Consider the following 17905-nt stretch of genomic DNA (forward strand, 5'->3'; position numbering starts at 1 on the left):
GTCAGGCTCGCTCCGCCAGCAGCTTGTTTTCGACGGAGGACGCGAGCGTTCGAATACCGTCCATGGTCAGGGAATCCTCGTGCCACCCGTCGAGATCGACGACCTCGGCATTCTCACCGACGGCCTCGCCCCATCCGAACCGCAGCCGGCCGGCGCGCGGATGATTGGCCTGGCTGCGGAAGAGCAGCGTCGCTCCGCCCTTCTCGGGCCGGTAATCGCGCGCAGCCTGCACCAGAAGATCGGTCACCACCGCGTTGGAGGTCTCCTCGGGCGTATAACTTGCGCCACCGATCCCGAGCTTCTGCATCAGGTTCAGGGTGAGGTTGAATTCCTTCAGATAGACCATGAGGCGCATGCGGCCGGACAGGAGCTTGCCGGTAAAGTAACCGAGGCGTTTGATACGTCGTTCGGTATTCCACCAGCGCTGGCTCGATTTCGGCAGAGACCGGAAATAGCCCGGCGCCCAGGAATCGATAATGGCGGAGAAGGCGACGTCAGCCCCGGCTTCCCGCAACTGACGGGCAACCTCGATCGCCAGCACGCCGTTCACGCACAGTCCGACAATGACGATCGGTCCGCGCCGCTCGCCGATCTGCATAACCTCGATTGCCTGCCCCGCAATATCCTTGAGCGAAGCCCCGGCCGACGATTGATCCTGCGCCGCGCTGAACATGTTCACGTTATAGACCGAGATCGAGTCGTCCAGTTCGTTCGCGAGCCGATAGTAGAGGAAGGGATGATTGAGCGTATAGACCGAACACGGTCCCGTTCCGGTCTTGTAGACGCTCATCTCCCAGGGCGACCGCCTCGGGCTCTCACCCTTCTCGTCTTCGTCCTCGCCGAAAAGCGCCTGCGCAAACCCCTTGAGCTTCGGCTCCTTGAAGAGCAGGGCGAGATCCGCCTTGACCCCGAAGCGCTCGCGAACCGCCGAAAGCATCCTGAGTGCGAGCAGGGAATGCCCGCCAAGCGCGAAGAAATCGCTTTCCGGCTCAACCGTCTTGAGGTTGAGCACCTCAGCCCAGATCCCGGAAAGCGCCTTCATGCGCTGCGCCGCCGACATGGTCGAGCTGTCTCCGGGCAAAGACACATCCCCGAGATCCCCCTCGTCCGGACGGAACCGCGACAGTTCGATGACCGGGGTGTCATCCGCGCTTCCGGCGGTTTCCGCGTTGCGCCCCGACACCCGCAAGGCAGAAAGAGGCGCCTCCGGATGTGCAAGCGCCAGTTCGTAGATGTCCTGCCAGAGCTGCAGCAGGCTCTCGATGGTGCTGCGATCGAAGAGATCGGTGTTGTATTCGATCGACATGCGCCAGCCGGAGGGCCGCCCGATCATGATGAAGCTCAGGTCGTAGATGACCCCAGGCGATTGCGACGGGGCGCTGATGAGCTCGAAATCTCCGTAACGTCTGTCCTCCAGAAACGCCTTCTGCAGATTGAAATTGACGGAGATCAACGGGTTTCGCGAGGGATCGCGGACCGGGTTGAGCGCTTCGACCAGCTTGTTGAACGGCATCCGCTGATGATTGAGGGCAGCGGTGACGGTTCCGCTCGTCGCCTGAATATGTTCGGAAAAGGAGGCCTCGGGCGCAACAGGAAAACGCAGCACCAGATTGTTGATGAAGACGCCGATCATGTCCTCCAGGTCGGAATGGTCCCGGCCGGCAATCTGCGTCCCGAACAGGACGTCCCGCTCTCCCGTGAAGCGATGCAGCATCGCGCTCATGAGGGCGGCGCCATAGCTGTAAAGCGAAACGCGATGCTCGCGCGCCGCCTTCTCGATCCGCTCGCTGAATTCCGGCGGCATCACCACGGACAGGATATTGCCGTTATTGGTCTTGATCGCCTGGCGGGGATGATCCGTCGGCACTTCGAAATAGGGAGCGCCGCCCAATTGCTCCTTCCAGAAGGTCTTTTCCGTCTCGAAGCCGTAACTCCCCAGATACTCGTCTTGCCAAAGGGCAAAATCGCCGTATTGCAGCGGAAGTTCCGGCAATACGGGCTGGCGGCCCGCATCGATCGCAGCGGCGATTTCCCCGACCTCGCGCCCCAGGACGCGGATCGACCAGCCATCGAAGCAGCTCTGGTGCGCCGTGATAAGGATGAAGGCGCGGTCGTTTTCCACCATCAGCAGGGTGACCCGGAACAGGCAGGGTTTTCCGAGGTCGAAGGGCGCCGAAGCCGTCTCCTCCCCGATCGAGAGGATGCGCTGCTCCCGCTGCGCCGCCGGCATGTTCCTGAGGTCGATGACCGACATGCGGAAATCGACCGCTTCCACCACCTGCTGGTAAGGCTGGCCGGCCCGCTCGACGAAACGGGTCCGCAGCACTTCGTGGCGCTGGATGATCCTGCGGAACGCCGCCTCGATGGTGGAAGCCTTGAACGTACCCCTGATTTCCCAACGGACGGCGACATTCAGCGCCGGGTTGCCCGGCTTGAGCTGGTCCAAGACCCAGCAGCGCAATTGCGTCTGCGTGCAGGGGAATTCACCGATAAGGCCGGGCTCGGAACCCGATGCGACTGTCGTATTTTCCATCTGACTCATGACACACTCTCAACTCGGCGACGCGCACCGTTGCGGAAATCCTTCAGCGACGGGATGTGATAGGTGATGCCGGCGGGCTCCGCTTCCTTCTGCTCCTCGGCATAGGCCGCAAGTTCCGCGATCGAAGGATGGCGAAGCAGATGCTTGGCCTCGAGCGGCAGGCCGGCATCCAGCATGCGGGCGGCTATGCGAAAGATGGTGAGCGAGTCGGCGCCGAGTGCATAGAGATTGTCCTCGACGCCGATATTCTCGACATCCAGCACGCTCTTCCAGATGGTCCAGAGCTTGGTCTCCATCTCGGTCCGCGGTTTGACCTTGGTTGCGGCAGCCGCAGCCTCCTGCTGGCGGATATCCCGCTTTTCCAGCGCCTTGCGGTCGAGCTTGCCGTTGGCGGTCTGCGGCAATGCGGTTTCGAGCACCCATGCCGACGGCACCATATAGGCCGGCAGGTTGGCGCGCGCCAAAGCCGCGAGCCCCGCGGCATCCGGAAGCGATGTGCCCGGTTCGGTGACATAGTAGCAGGCCAGCGAGACATCGCCCTTGCTGTTGCGGACGCCGACGACCGCGCATTGGCGTACGCCCTCGACCTTGGAGATTACCGCTTCGATATCGCCCAGTTCGATGCGGAAGCCGCGCAGCTTGATCTGGTTGTCCCGACGGCCGAGCAATTGCAGGGAACCGTCGGTGAGACGCCGTCCCACGTCGCCGGTCTTGTAGAGACGCTGCATTTCACCCGTGCCGATATCACGCTGGACAAAAGCGGCGTCGGTCAGGTCCGGCCGGTCGAAATAGCCCTGGGCCAGGCCATCGCCGCCGATATGCAGCTCGCCCGTCACACCGACCGGCGCAATACGGCCGTCCTGATCGAGAATGTAAAGCTGCGTGTTGGCGATCGGATGCCCGATGGTGATGGGAGTGTCATTGTCGAGAACCCGCTCCACGGAAGACCAGATGGTCGTTTCCGTCGGGCCGTACATGTTCCAGAGCTCACCCTCCATCCGGACGAGCGTGCGGGCGAGATCCTTCGGCAGCGGTTCGCCGCCGCAGAGCTTCTTCAGCCGCATCGTCTTGCCCATACCGGCCTCGACCAGCATCTGCCAGAGCGTCGGCGTGGCCTGCAGCACCGTGGCATTGCTTTCCTCGACCAGCCGGACCAGGGCGAACCCGTCCTGAACCTGCGTGCGATCGGCGATCACCACCTTGGCGCCGGCGATCAAAGGCAGGTAAAGCTCCAGCCCCGCGATATCGAAGGAGATCGTGGTTACCGCAACGAGCGTGTCGTCGGCGGCAAGCCCCGGTTCCTTCTCCATCGACAGCATGAAGTTGGTCAGCGCGCGATGGGAAATGGCGACACCCTTCGGCGTGCCGGTCGATCCCGAGGTGAAGATGACATAGGCCGTCGTTTCGGTATCGCTCGGCAAGGTCTCCAGCGCATCGCCAGAAAGGCTGGCGAACGCCTGCGCATCCCTGTCCGTCCGGATGATGGCGACGCCATCGCCGGCCAGTGCCGCCCCGGCTTCGCTGTCGCAGATCATCGCAACGGGACGGGCTGCTTCCAGCGTCTGGCGCAGGCGCGGCTCGGGATGTCCCGGATCGAGCGGAATATAGGCATGACCCGACTTCATGATGGCGAGCAGGGCCACCAGCATGTCGAGCGACCGGTCGACCAGAAGCGCGATGCGCTGCCCTTCGCCGGAAACCACCGAGCGGATGTGACGGGCAAGCCTGTTCGAGCGCGCATCGAGGTCGCCATAGGTGATCGTCTTGCCGCGATGAACGGCCGCCACCTTGTCCGGATGCTCCGCAGCCTTGCGGGAAAACAGCGAGAACACGAAGGCATCCCGGTCATAATCGACCGTGCTCTGGTTCAGCCCGTGAACCAGCCATTCGGTTTCCTGGGGAGACAAGAGCGACAGCGCGGCGATGGGCTGTTCCATATCCTTCGCCAGCGCGGTGACCAGCGACACGAAATGGCCGACCCAGCGTTCGACGGTCTCGCGATCGAGCACGTCGGCATTGTAGTCGACATCGATGCGGATGCCGTCAGTTCCCTCGATCATGTTGAGGAACATGTCGAAGTTGGAGAATGCCTTCGGATTGGGCTCCATCCTCGCCGTCAGCCCGGAGAATTCCGCATTGCCGGCGACCCGTTCGAGATTGAACTGGATGCCCGTCAGCGGCAGGCGGCGCGGATCGCGCTTGACGCCAAGCGTCTTCACCAGCGTGCCGTAGGTATAATCCTGGTGCTCGAACGCCTTCAGCACGAGCTGCTGGGTCGCCTTCAGATGGGTTTCGAAGGACTTGGAGGCTTCCACCATCTGGCGAAGCGGCAGGAGGTTGACGCAGTGACCGACAAGCGTCTGGCCGTCGAGCAGGCTCTGGCCGGCGGACGGCACGGCGATCACCACGTCGGGCTGTCCCGACAGCCGGGCGACCATCACCTGCAAAGCTGCAAGCAGGGTGGAAAACAGCGTGGCGCCGCTGCGCGCACCGCGCTTTTTCAGGTCCTTGTATACATCGGCCCCGATCTTCACCGTGCAGGTTCCGCCGGCAAAGGTCCTCTGTTCCGGGTAGGCCCGGTCGAACGGCATCTCCGCCGGTTCCGGGATGTCCCTGAACTGGTCGAGCCAGAACTTCTGGGTGTCGGGGTTGACCTCTGCATCCGGCGCGAGATCTGTCGCATAGGTTGCGAAGGAAAGGGCCGGATCGAACTGCAGGTTCTCGCCGCGCACCAGGGCGGAATAGGCCGCTGACAACTCTTCCACCAGCACATTCATCGACCATCCGTCGCAGACTATGTGATGGGCGGTGAAGACGAAAGCATGGCGATCCGTACCAAGCTTGACGAGCTTTGCCCGCGCCAGCGGCCCCTTAACCAGGTCGAAGGGCATATGCGCTTCATCGTCGATGATCGCCCGAAGCTCTTCCTCGCCATCGCCTTCCTGCGCAAGATCGACGATATCGACGCCAAGATCGAAGTCGGGAATGAAGCTGAAGCGCTCGCCGTTGCGGTCGAAGCGAATGTGGAGGGCATCATGCCGGTCGATGACCGACTTCAGCGCCTGGAGAAAGGCCGCCTGGTCGAGAGAACCGTCAAGCGTCAACGTGAAGGACTCATTGAAGGAGCAGGACGCTTCCTCACCGAGCTGGGCGGCAAGCCAGATCTCCGACTGGGCCTCCGTCAGCGGCGCCGACTGTGGGCGTTCGGTAGCGATGGCGATCTGCCGGACCGGCGCCTCAACCACGGTCGCAGGCGCACTGACGCCCTTCGGTGCCAGAATGCCCACGGATTGCAGCGCGTCGACCGCATCGCGATAGGCCTGGGCAATCGCCTGGAAATCCGCTTCGCTATGCTCCGTCGTCAGGAAGCAGGGATAGCCATCCTGTGTGTGGATGCCATTCATCCTCATGAGAGGATAGATCAGCCCGCCAAGCGGATCGAGACTGCTGAAATCCGTATAGAACCAGCTCTTGTAGCCATTGACGACCGGCCCGATGCCACGCTTTTCGAGATCGGAGTTGATCTCCGCGACGAGCGCTTCCGTGCGGTTTGCGACACGGTCGTAAAGTGCAGCGCCCTCGCCCTTGATATGTTCGAGCACGGCCTTGACGGCCGAAAGCACCACCGGATGACGAACGAAGGTGCCGGCAAAGAAGGTCGGCGCAACCATCGGAACGGAATCGTCGCCATAGTTCCAGTAGCCGCCGTCGAGCGCATCCATGAAGCGGCTGTCGCCCGTCAGGACACCGATCGGCATGCCGCCGCCGACCACCTTGCCATAGGTGGCCATGTCGCCCCTGATACCCCACACGGCCTGCATGCCACCCGAGTGAACGCGGAAGCCGGTCACGACCTCGTCGAATACCAGGGCGAATTCCGATGCTGTCGCGATATCCCTGAGGCTGCGGACGAATTCCTGCGGCCGAAGCTCGGGATGACGGCTCTGCACCGGCTCGATGATGACGGCAGCGACGTCGTCGGCGTTTGCACGGATCCAGTCGAGGCTTTCCGGCGCGCCGTAGCGCAGAACCACCATGTTGGAGACGGAACCGTTAGGGATGCCGGCGGCAATCGGCAGCGCGACGGGATTGCCGCCGCGATTGCGGCCCTTCACCAGAACCTCGTCGAACTGGCCGTGATAGTCGTTGGCGAAGATCACGATCCGCTCGCGACCGGTGACGGCGCGCGCCACACGCATCGCCGCCATGACGGCTTCAGAGCCGGTATTGCAGAAGGTCACACGCTCATGGCCAGTGAGTTCGCAGATCAGTTCGGCAGCCTCACCCGCAAGCGGCGTTTGCGGACCGATGGCAAAACCGGCATCCATCTGCTTCTTCATGGCTTCGACCACGAAATCCGGCGCATGCCCGAAGGCCGTCTGGCCGAACCCGTTGACCAGATCGATATATTCGTGGCCATCGACGTCCCAGATGCGTGACCCTTTGGAGCGGTTGGAGACGATCGGGAAAATCATCTCCTTCCAGTCCGCACGGAAACCGGAGGCAGTCCGCGGATCGGCGAGACGCGCGCGGTTCTTCTCGGTGAACGCCTTCGATCCTTTGTTTCGCTCGGCGTAGGTCGCGACGATGTCGTCGACGAAGGCCTTCTTTTCCGGCGTCAGTTCTGGACCGGCTTTCTTTGCATCCGGACGATAGAGCCGGATGCGTTCAGAACCGATTTCGCCCTGATCTTCGCTCAGGGCCGCCGGCACCGGTGCGGGGGCCGATACGGCCACAGTCGGCGGCGGCGCGGACTGGGAAAAGGCCGGCTGGACGGCAGGCAGTGCGGCAGGAACGCTCGAAGCGGCCCCTGCCGCCTGCAGAACCTGGAACTGCTGCGCAAACAGCGTCTGCGCCAAGCTGAGCTGCGACTGAAGAACCGCTTCGAGGCTGGCGTCGAGACCGCTGCCGCGCTGCCCCGAGATGGCCGGGACAGAAGTGGCGGGCATGACCATCGTTGCCGGCATTGCCGAAGCCGCAGCGACAGGCTGGGGTGCGGGAGCGGAAGCAGCGACCGGTGCGGGTTGCGGCGCGGGTTCCGGCGGCAGCGCGCCATCCAGGTAGCGCGCGAGATCGGCCACCGTCGGAATGTTGCTCAGGAGCTCGCGGAAGGAAATCTTGATGCCGTACTGCTTGTCGATCTTCTGGGCGAATTGCCCGATGAAGAGGGAATCGAAACCCAGCTCGAGGAAACTGCTGGCCCTGCATTCGCCGTCGAGCGTTTCTCCGGACATGTCGCTGAGCAGGGCAAGGAGCGACGTTTCCAGTTCGGGAATACGGGCTGCGACTGCAGCCGGAGAAGAGCTGATAGTACTCATGATTTCTATCTCGCCGTTGGGTTCTACTAGAAGCATCGAAGGTTGAGGTGCGCTGGCCGCCCGACGGGCCGAAGGCGGCGCATCGATCCAGTGGCGCTGGCGCTGGAACGGATAGGTGGGCAGCGGCAGCGCACGCTCGCCGGTGTCGGGCAGGGCCGGCCATGCAAGGCTCCGACCGGCCATCCAGAGCTTGCCCTGCGCTTCCGCCAGCACCTCTGCCCCCGCATGGGCGCGGTCATGTTCGGGCATCGATTGAATGATCGCGGCGACACCGTCACGACTGATGGTCTGTGACGCGAAGACCGAGAGCGTCCGGCCGGGGCCGACCTCGATGAGGATCGGCTTCCGGTCCCGGCAGAGCGAGAGCAGACCGTCGGAAAAACGCACGGCCTCCCTGCAATGCCGCGCCCAGTAGTCGGGAGACCGGCCGAGTTCGTCCGTCTGCCAGTCCCCGGTCACGCAGGAGATATAGGGAATTGTCGCGGTTCCGTAGGTCACCCGAGCCGCCTGCTCGCGCAGATCGTCGATGCAAGGCTCCATCATGGCGGAATGGAAGGCGTGAGACGTATGCAACCGGCTGAACGCGATGCCGGCCTTTTCGAGTTCGGCGCAGACGGCATCGATATCCTTGAAAGGACCGGATGCCACACAGAGCTTCGGCGCATTGATGGCGGCGATCTCGGCACCGCCACGCAGATACTGTTCCAGCACGTCGGGCGCCGCGCGCACCGAAAGCATCGCCCCCTGCGGCTGCTTCTGCATGAGCTTTCCGCGCGTCGCGACAAGCGTCAGGGCATCCTCGAAGGAAATGGCATTGGCCAGTGTGGCTGCAACGAACTCGCCGACGCTGTGACCGATCATCGCGTCGGGCTTCAGGCCCCGGCTCATCCATAGCCGCGCCAGCGCATGTTCCACCAAATAGAGGCACGGTTGGGCGATCCGGGTATCGCGTTGCTCCTCCGCCATCGCATCGGTCACGGGACCCATGTGGCAGAGGTAGTCACGGACATCGACATTGAACGTCATCTTCAGGACTTCGGCGCCGCGGTCGATCCAGCGGGTGAATTCCGGCTCGCGATTATAAAGCCCGGCCCCCATCCCGACATATTGCGAACCCTGGCCGGGGAACATGAAGACCACCGGCGGCGCGACATCGGCGGCCACATTCGAACCGGCTTTCCCGGACCTGAGCTGTTCGACCGCTGAGGACACCGTACTGGCCGCAATAGCGGTCCGGTGAGCGAAATGGTGCCGCCCCTCCTGCAGAGTGCGGGCAACCTGCGACAGCGGCGCATCGGCATTCTTTTCCAGGTGATCGGCAAGATTGCCGCGCATGGCGGAAAGGGCCGCCTCCGTGCGGGCGGAGAGCGGCAGGATATATGGTCCCTCGTCGTCCTCCACATGAACTTGCGGGCGTGCCGGGGCCTCCTCCAGCACGACGTGAATATTGGTGCCCCCCACCCCGAACGAACTCACGCCGGCACGCCTTGGCGTTTCACTCTCCGGCCAGTCCGTCGTGGCAGTCGGGATATAGAAAGGGCTGCGTTCCAGGTCGATCCGCGGATTGGGCACCCTGTAGTTCGGCATGGCGGGGATCTTGCCGTAATGCAGCGCAAGGGCGGCCTTGATAAGGCCGGCAACGCCGGCCGCCGCATCCATATGGCCGACATTGCCTTTGACCGAACCGAGTGCACATGTCCCCCCGTCCTGGGGAGCGCCAGAAAACGCCCCCTTCAAACCGGAAAACTCGATCGGATCACCAAGCGGTGTGGCCGTACCGTGACATTCGACATAACCGATCGTCGCCGGATCGATGCCGGCATGGGCGATCGCCGCGGAAATCGCCTCCGCCTGCCCCTCGGCACTCGGAGCGGTGAAGCCGATCTTGTCGGAACCGTCATTGTTGACGCCGTAGCCGCGGATGACGGCATAAACACGATCACCGTCGCGAAGCGCATCTTCGAGCCGCTTCAGCAACACCACACCTGCGCCGCTCGCAAACACCGTGCCGGAGGCGTCCGCATCGAAGGGGCGGCAGATGCCGTCCCGCGAGACCATGCCGCCTTCCTGATAGAGATAGCCGCGCTTCTGCGGCAGGGTGATCGAGACTCCGCCTGCGAGAGCCATGTCGCAGCCATAGGTCAGCAGATTCTGGCAGGCCTGGGAAACCGCGAGCAGGGACGTGGAGCAGGCCGAATGCAGCGTGAAGGCCGGGCCGCGCAGATTGAATTTGTAGGCGACGCGCGTGGAGAGCGCATCGGTGATCGATCCGACGATCTGGTTAAAACATCCGATCTGGTAGTTGGACGTGAATTCCTCGACCTTCGCGCGATCGCCCAGCACGTTGTTGATGAGATAGGTCGGCATCGAGCATCCGGCGAAAACGCCAACCAGACCCGGGTTCCGATAGGGATCGTACCCCGCCCGTTCCAGCGCTTCCCAGCAGATCTCCAGGAAAACGCGATGCTGCGGGTCCGTGACCGCCGCCTCGCGCGGAAACATGCCGAAAAACTCCGCGTCGAACTGCTCGACATCGGCCAGAAAAGGACGGGCGGCCACATAATCCGCACCGGCACGCTCCTCATCGGTAAAGGCATCCTCGATCTCATCGGGGGAAAAGCTGACAAAGGCGTTGCGTCCCTCCTCCACCAGTTGCCAGAGGGCTTCGACGCTTGGAGCGCCGGGAAAGCGTCCCGACATGCCGATGATGGCAATGCCATCAGGCGCATAGGCGTCTTCCGGGTGTCCGGTCGATTCGTCGAGGATGATGGTTTCGCTATCGCTCATGGAGCGCTCCTGCGGAATTGGGATACCGTCCGTCTCTGCAATGCCGCCCGCTGATCCGGGCTCATGGATTTCTGCGGCTGCTCCGTCTTGCCGTCGAGGAACCGCGCAAGTTCGCGAATGGTCGGGTGCTTGAACAGCGTCATCACGTCGACATTGCGCCTGAGCTCGGCTTCCAGCCCTGCATGCACCCTCAGGAGTTGGAGGGAGGTGCCGCCGAGGTCGAAGAAGTTCCGGTCCACCGCAATGTCCCGAGCGCCGAGCGCCTCCTGCCAGAGGCGCGTGAGAATTTCCTCGCTCCGGCTTTCCGGGGCGGCGGGTTTGCTGTTTTCGACCGGCGGCAGCGGCAGCCTGGCGCGGTCGGTCTTGCCCGCCGGCGTCAGAGGAAAGGCCTTCAGGACCATCGCGGCGCTCGGAATCATGTAGGCCGGCAGGGCGCTGCGCAGCTTTTCCATGATCGCCGGAACGAAGTTGGAATTGCCGATATCAGCCTCGTTGCGCGGTCGCAGATAGGCAATGATCCGTTTGACGGTCGCCCCCTGTTCATGACAGGCGACCACGGCATCCAGAAGCCTCTGGTCCCGCCGTAACGCCGCTTCGATTTCGTCGAGTTCGATGCGCTTGCCGTTGATCTTGATCTGGCGGTCGCGACGCCCCTTGAAGAAGAGCATGCCGTCGGCGTCCATGGTTGCGAGATCGCCTGTGAGGTAACAGCGGACAGCGCCTCCGTCGGTCTCAACCATGACGAATTTTTCCGAGGTCAGGTCGGGGCGGTTGATATAGCCGATCGCAAGTCCGTCCCCGGCCAGCGCAAGCTGCCCCTCCGCATTGGCCGGCAGCGGACGCATGTTCTCGTCCAGGATGAGCAGGCTCGTGTTGGAAATCGCGCTGCCGATCGGCAGTTCCCTGGCATCGAACCCTGCGGGAATGGTGAAGGTGGTCGCAATGACGGTTGCTTCCGTGGGGCCATAGGCGTTGGTCAGCCGGCAACCGGGGTGGGCGCCATGGAAACGGCGCGCATGCTCGACCGATCCCGCCTCCCCGCCGAAAAGAACATGGCGCAGGCTCGGCAGATCACCGCCCGCGTGGTCCGCGAACAGGTTGAACAGACCAGTCGTCAGCAACATCACGGTCACGCCGTTGTCGCGGACCACGTCGCAGAGCTCCGCAAGGGAAAAGCTCGCCTTCGGCATGCCGGCGAGAAGGCAGCCATTCAGCAATGCGCCCCAGATTTCGAAGGTGGCGGCATCGAAGGAAATCGTCGCGGTGTGAAGAACCACGTCATTGCGGTCGAATGCGACATAGTTCTGGTCGAGCACCAGCCGGGTTATTCCGCGATGCGCGATCGCGACGCCCTTCGGACGCCCCGTCGAACCGGACGTGTACATGACATAGGCCGCGTCGGACCCGTCCACATCGGGAAAAACACAGGAGCCTTCAACGGGAAGCGAGGTGAGCAAAGCGGCAAGATCGACGATCTCTCCGCCACCGGTAAAACCACGGACATCCGCGTTAGACGCCGCATCCGTGAAGATGATCTTCGGCGCGCATTCGCCGATGACATAGGCAAGGTGCTCGGAAGGAAAGGCAGGGTCGACGGGAAGATATGCGGCGCCCGCCTTCAGAATGGCAAGCTTCGCGACCACGGTCGAAAGCGCGCGCGGGACCAACAGTGCGACGATGTCGCCCTTGCCGACGCCGCGCGCAAGCAGATAGGCCGCAAGCCCGTCCGAAAGAAGATCGAGTTCACGATAGGTGAGGGACGCCTCACCGAAAACCAGCGCCCGCGCATCGGGATAGAGACGGGCCTGTTGCCTGAAAATATCGTGGACGCTCCGCCGCCGGTCATAGTGGGCCCGTTCCTGGTGCCCCTTGTCCGGCAGGATGCCGGCTCCGTTCACTTCCTGGCCTGTGACATAACTCATCGGCGTCCCCTGTATCTGGATGGCCCGAAATACGCGTCGGCGGAAGAAACTGTGTCACCTGCCTACGACGGGATCTCGCAGGCACCCTTCCCCCGTAGCCAGAATTTCACGACGGGAAGAAATGGAAAGCTGGTCATTGGGCTGAAACAAACGCCCGATGGGCATCTTGCGACTAAGTCATTTGGCCAGTCGCGGGAGGACGGCCCCGCTATCAGGCGAAAACGCGATCACCGCATGAAAGACCGGCGCGTCGAAACCGCATGCGGACCGGCATATCGTCACCGCAATGGCATCGAAGGGAGATAAAATCGAGTTACACGGGGCGAAAACGTCATCGCACCCGGCGAGCGACGCGCCGCGGCAGGATTGGTGAAGTCGGGAGCCGCCGCCCGTCACTCGAAGGTATAGGCACGGACGTAATCGACGTACATGAAAGAGGGATCGGGCGTTTCCTGCGTCGAGCCCTCCTCGACAAGCGCCAGGTTGAGCAGCACGTACATCGGCTGACGATGTTCCGGCTGGGTCTCCGTTTTCCAGACGAGCTTGCCGTCGAAATACATCCGGATGAAGGCCGGATCGATCTTTACGCCGTAGGAATGAAACTCGCCGGGATCGGAGTCCGTGAAGGCATCGATCCGCTTGCCCTGGGAATAGTGCCGCCCGTCCTTGTGCCAGACATGGACGACCGACGAATAGGCTTCGGGCTTGTCGCCGTAGAATTCAAGCACGTCGATTTCCGCCGTCGCCTTCGAACGGTCGAGGCCGATGAGCCAGAAGGCTGGCCAAAGCCCGGGTCCAAGGGGTAGCCGGGCGCGCATTTCGAAATAGCCGTATTGCTGGGCAAAGCCCTTGCCCGCCGGATCGACCGAGGCCAACAGGCCCGAGCGCCAGTTGCCATCCTTGTCACGGCTCGCCTCTATCCGCAGAACCTCATCGACAATCGCGAAGGGGAAGTCGTCCTTCGGAGCCACAAAGCGTGCGCCGCCGAAATCTCCCGACCAGGGCGTATGCGCAATCCAGCGTGTGCCCGGCCCCCATTCCGACACATCGAGGTCCGTGAATTCGTCGGAGAAGGCGAGCTTCATACCGGCCGGGTTGATGGCATCGCCGGTGTCGCCCGCCAACGGCGTCTGCGCATGCGCGACGGGAGCGGTCAGCAACATCAGCGCGAGGCCCCCGGCAGCCAGCACGATATCCATGCCGCGGACCCACCCGGAATCGCCGTATCTTTGCCCATGGTTCGACATGATGCATGCATATCGCGTTCGCCACAGAAGCGAATAGAACCGAATTCGGCTCACGCGCTACCGAAAAAGGCTTAGGCCCGGATGTAAATACAGCCGCCTTGGTTCCGTGCTAATTTATCCAGCAGTCACAAAGAGTTGCAGGATATTCCGAGCGACCGCGCCCAAAGCCGGCGAAACCCGGACGCGCGGCACGAGGTTCCGGGAAGGCGGGCTTCGCCGATCCGGCAGGCATTCGATCGATCGGAACCGGACGGGGCGGCATGTAAATGAGTCTTGAGTTCATGGGGTTGGTCACGATCATCGTCGGTTGCGTCATCCTTGCCGCACCGGTGACTTGGGCGTTTCCCGTCATGGTTCTGTCGACCGTCTTCGGAGCGGCGGCGGCCATCAGCCTTCCGGCGCTCGGCGGCCCTTCCGTCCTGGTGCCGAGCCTGTTTCTGGTTTTTTTCGCAACAAGGCTGTTCATGGCTGCCGGAGAAGGCCCTCTTCTGGCGTCCCTGCAGCCGTTTCGCCCCGGTTTCTGGCTCCTGCTGCTGACCGGCTTCGGTCTGCTGAGCGCAATCTACTTCCCGAAACTCTTTGAAGGCGTGACCGAAACGATGACGGTGGAGCGCGTGACCAGCACGCGAAGCTTCATTTCGCTCTCGCCCCTGCGCTTTTCGTCCAACAACATCACCCAGTCTGTCTATGCGGTCGGGGGCCTTGTCTGCTTCGCGGCGGTCTTCGCCTATTTTCGTCATGCGGGAAAAGCCGGACATCTGATAAGCGCCATTCTCCTCCTCGCAGTCGTGGATATCGGCTTCGCGGTGGCAGACGTCATCACCTATTTCAGTGGAACGGAATATCTGCTCGGCTTCGTCAGAACGGCGAACTACGCCCTGCTGACGGCGGCCGAAAAAGGCGGTCTCAAGCGGATCTCCGGCACATTCCCCGAAGCATCCGCCTTCTCAGAATATACGCTTGTCCTTTTCGCCGTCATGGCGAGCCTCTGGCTTGATCGGGTCCGCTCGCGCGAAACGGGAATTCTGACCGCGCTGCTGTTGCTCGCGCTGCTGTTATCGACATCGGCCACGGCGCTCATTGGCGTCGCAGTTGTGGTGCCGTTCCTCTGGACGCGGGCGCTGCTCGGCGCAATGAAGGGCTCCGCCAAAGCCCGTCCGGTTTTTCTCGCCGCCTGCGTCGCCTTCATTCCTGCAGCAATCCTGACGGCATTTGTGCTTTTCCCTGGATTGGTCGATCAGCTGCACCAATTCGTCGAGGAAATGCTGCTTTCCAAGGCCGAGAGCCAGTCCGGCAGGGAGCGCTTCATGTGGAATGCCGTGGCCTTCCAGACCTTTCTCGATACCCATGGTTTCGGCGCAGGGCTCGGCAGCGCCCGCGCATCCAGCTATATCCTCGTCCTGCTCTCCAATGTGGGTGTCATCGGCTTCGTGCTGTTTGCCACATTCGTCTCCGCGGTTCTCGCCGCACGCCCATTGCGCAACGGCGGCGCGCTCGATATCGGCAATGCGACCGTTCGCGCGGCCAAGACGGGCCTGATCGCCTCGCTCACCGCCGCTTGTGTTTCCGGCACGGTCTACGATCTCGGGCTGATGTTTTATATCCTCGCCGGCAGCGCTGCCGCTCTTGCCAGCGAACGAGCGCCCGTGGGAAGCCCGCTTTCCGCTTCCGGCAACCTTCATTCCTTTCCGGTCGCTCCGGTGAGGCGGCGATGAAAATCCTGATCTTCAATGTGAAATACAGCGAGAATCTCGGAGACGGGATACTCGCACAATGCATCGAGCGCGCTTTGACCGCCGATCCGGACGTAAGGGTCGAGACGATCGACTTGGCCGGACGCGCCGATTTCGGCACCACCCATCAGCATCGGCAATACGCAATTCGAGTGCTTCACGCGCTGCCCGCATTCGCCCGGCGGGCGGCGGTCGAACGGATACTCGGGCCGAAACTCGAAAAACTCCGGGAGGACTGGGACCGGAAACTCGCCTCCGCCGATGCGGTGATACTGGGCGGCGGCAATCTCTTCCAGGACGACGACCTGAATTTTCCGCTGAAGATCGGCAGCCTTCTGGATTGCGTCAGCCGCAGCGGCAAGCCACTGGCAGTTTACGCCGTCGGTGTGGGAAGTCACTGGTCTGCCCGCGCCGCGGAATTGTTCGGACGTTTAAGGGCGACGGAGCTAACCTGCCTTTCGGTGCGCGACGGCAACGCCTATGACAACTGGATGAGCCATTTCCCCGAGGGGCCGGCTCCCGCGGTCGTTCCGGACCCGGGCCTGCTGGCCGGGCGTTTCTTCCCCGCTTCCGAGGAGCCGGCTTCCGTTCATGGCAAGGTCGGCATCTGTGTTACCGATCCGGTGATCCTCATGCGCCATGCCGGTCGGCATTCGCCGGACATATGCTTCAAAACCGTAAGCGACTATCGCGAACTGATCCGCGAGTTGGCAAAGCGGGGATATGCCATCCGGCTCTTTTCCAACGGAGCCCGTGAGGACCAGGCATTCGCCGAACGCATCCTGGATGAGAATGAGATGGCGCGGTACCGCACCACCGGCGTCGTCGACCTGGTCGAGCGTCCCCGCCTGCCTGAAGACGTCGTTCAGTTCCTCCGGTCCCTGTCCGTTGTCATCGCCCATCGCCTGCATGCCTGTATCGCCGCCTATTCGCTCGGCATTCCGCATGTCGGTCTGGGCTGGGATTCCAAGGTCGCGGGCTTCTTCCGGTCCGTCGGTCGCGAAAGCTATTTCGCCTCCGGTAAAGCCGCGACACCGGCCCATGCGGCCACTTTGGCGGCCGCTGCGGAGGCAGAAGGAATCGACCCGGATCGGCACAACGCCACCCTCGCCGCCGCCCTGGAGGGCATACAGCACATGCAGACATGTCTGCGGCGACCGGAGGCCGATACCCTGGTTTCAGCAGGGTATCCCTCGCCTCTCTGACGCGGTTTTTCATCAATACGCGAAATAACATTTTAATTCAGGACAATCTAATATTTGTTTCCTGAAATGTTATTGCCGTTCTGCTCACAAAAAATCCCTAGATTTTTATTAAAATTGCGAACAATTTGAGTGCACACAAGTGACTTTCTTATCTTAATATTTGCTGATACAATTTTTTCCGTCAAAAGGGGTAGTTTGGGTGGGCGTTTGAATGAGTACCGGCGATCTGTCGAATGACAGACAGACAGTAACGTTTCAGTACAGTAAGCACGGTCCGAAACTGAGTGGCGCCTATCTGCGCACCTATCCCGCCGGCGCCACCATCTTTGAACCCGACAACGACAGTTCACGCATCCTGTTCATCAAGAGCGGCTGGGTTGTCTCCAGCAAGAACCTGTCCAACGGCACGAGGATCGTCACGGAATTCGCGCTCCGCGGAGACATGCTGTCGTCGGTATCGGCCGCGCTGGCGCAGGAAAATGTCCAGGCGGTCTCGGCGGTCACCGGATATGAATTCGTCGGCCAGCTGCCCGGCAAGGGTTCCGACACCTCTTCGCAGCTCGCCCTGATTATCATCATCGAAATGATGAAGCGGCAGGCCCGCATGGCCGAGCGGCTCGCCAATATCGGCCGGCGCGATGCCCTGGAACGAACCGGTCATCTCCTGCTCGAACTCGCGACCCGTTCCGGCGCAAGCGACAGGCCGGGCTTCGACGGTTTCGAATGCCCCCTCAAGCAGTCGGATATCGGAGACGCGGTCGGCCTCTCGACGGTTCATATCAACCGCGTCCTCAAGGACATGCGACTGAACGGTCTACTCTCCTTCCGGAACGGGATCGTCGAGTTCCTGAACCGGAAGAAGCTCGAGGATCTCATCGAGTTCGACCCAGCCTATCTGGCAAGCCATATAGGCTGACGCGACGGACGGCCGACCCTGCTTAAAAAGCCGACCGACCTCGTGTGCCCTCGTCCATTCGTCGGACGTGCCGGGTGCTACCTCCACTTGCCGTTTATTTAGTCCTATGGCCTAACCCATCCGGGTAATACTGTAATCATATTTTATTTTTATCCAAGAATACGCAGTAATTCTTACCCTATTACGATTACAAATTAACTCACGTTAATGCGTTCAATATTATTTTATGAAAACC

The 17905-nt window shown here is 61.9% G+C and carries 7 protein-coding genes; 3 read left to right on the forward strand and 4 right to left on the reverse strand.

Features of this window, described 5'->3' with window-relative positions:
• Position 1 precedes the first annotated feature (1 nt).
• From J5N58_RS24110 to J5N58_RS24125, 4 genes are all read right to left on the reverse strand, one after another.
• Entirely contained in the window at positions 2 to 2542 is a 2541-nt protein-coding gene (locus J5N58_RS24110) for a condensation domain-containing protein (protein ID WP_244713687.1), read from the reverse strand.
• Entirely contained in the window at positions 2539 to 10647 is an 8109-nt protein-coding gene (locus tag J5N58_RS24115; protein ID WP_244713690.1) for a hybrid non-ribosomal peptide synthetase/type I polyketide synthase, read from the reverse strand. Before J5N58_RS24115 ends, J5N58_RS24110 begins: the two co-directional genes overlap by 4 nt.
• Positions 10644 to 12569 carry a non-ribosomal peptide synthetase gene (locus tag J5N58_RS24120; RefSeq protein WP_244713693.1) on the reverse strand — a complete coding sequence of 642 codons (1926 nt, stop codon included), beginning with the start codon at positions 12567 to 12569 and terminating at the stop codon, positions 10644 to 10646. The genes J5N58_RS24115 and J5N58_RS24120 overlap by 4 nt, the downstream gene beginning before the upstream one ends.
• 392 nt (positions 12570 to 12961) lie before the next feature.
• On the reverse strand, positions 12962 to 13768 hold the full coding sequence (locus J5N58_RS24125; protein WP_244713697.1) for a glycoside hydrolase family 16 protein: 807 nt from the start codon (positions 13766 to 13768) through the stop codon (positions 12962 to 12964).
• A gap of 314 nt (positions 13769 to 14082) precedes the next feature.
• Between J5N58_RS24125 and J5N58_RS24130 the strand changes: the two genes are divergently transcribed.
• The 3 genes from J5N58_RS24130 to J5N58_RS24140 all read left to right on the forward strand — a co-directional run bounded on the left by J5N58_RS24130 (position 14083) and on the right by J5N58_RS24140 (position 17670).
• On the forward strand, positions 14083 to 15531 hold the full coding sequence (locus tag J5N58_RS24130; RefSeq protein ID WP_244713700.1) for a hypothetical protein: 1449 nt from the start codon (positions 14083 to 14085) through the stop codon (positions 15529 to 15531).
• A complete protein-coding gene (locus J5N58_RS24135) occupies positions 15528 to 16754 on the forward strand; it encodes a polysaccharide pyruvyl transferase family protein (protein WP_244713703.1) in 1227 nt (408 codons plus the stop codon). Before J5N58_RS24130 ends, J5N58_RS24135 begins: the two co-directional genes overlap by 4 nt.
• Positions 16755 to 16965: 211 nt before the next feature.
• Positions 16966 to 17670, forward strand: coding sequence for a Crp/Fnr family transcriptional regulator (locus tag J5N58_RS24140; RefSeq protein ID WP_112828479.1), 705 nt, complete (start codon positions 16966 to 16968; stop codon positions 17668 to 17670).
• The last annotated feature ends 235 nt before the right edge of the window (positions 17671 to 17905 follow it).

The sequence above is a fragment of the Paenirhizobium cremeum genome, assembly GCF_022884085.1.
GTDB lineage: Bacteria > Pseudomonadota > Alphaproteobacteria > Rhizobiales > Rhizobiaceae > Allorhizobium > Allorhizobium cremeum.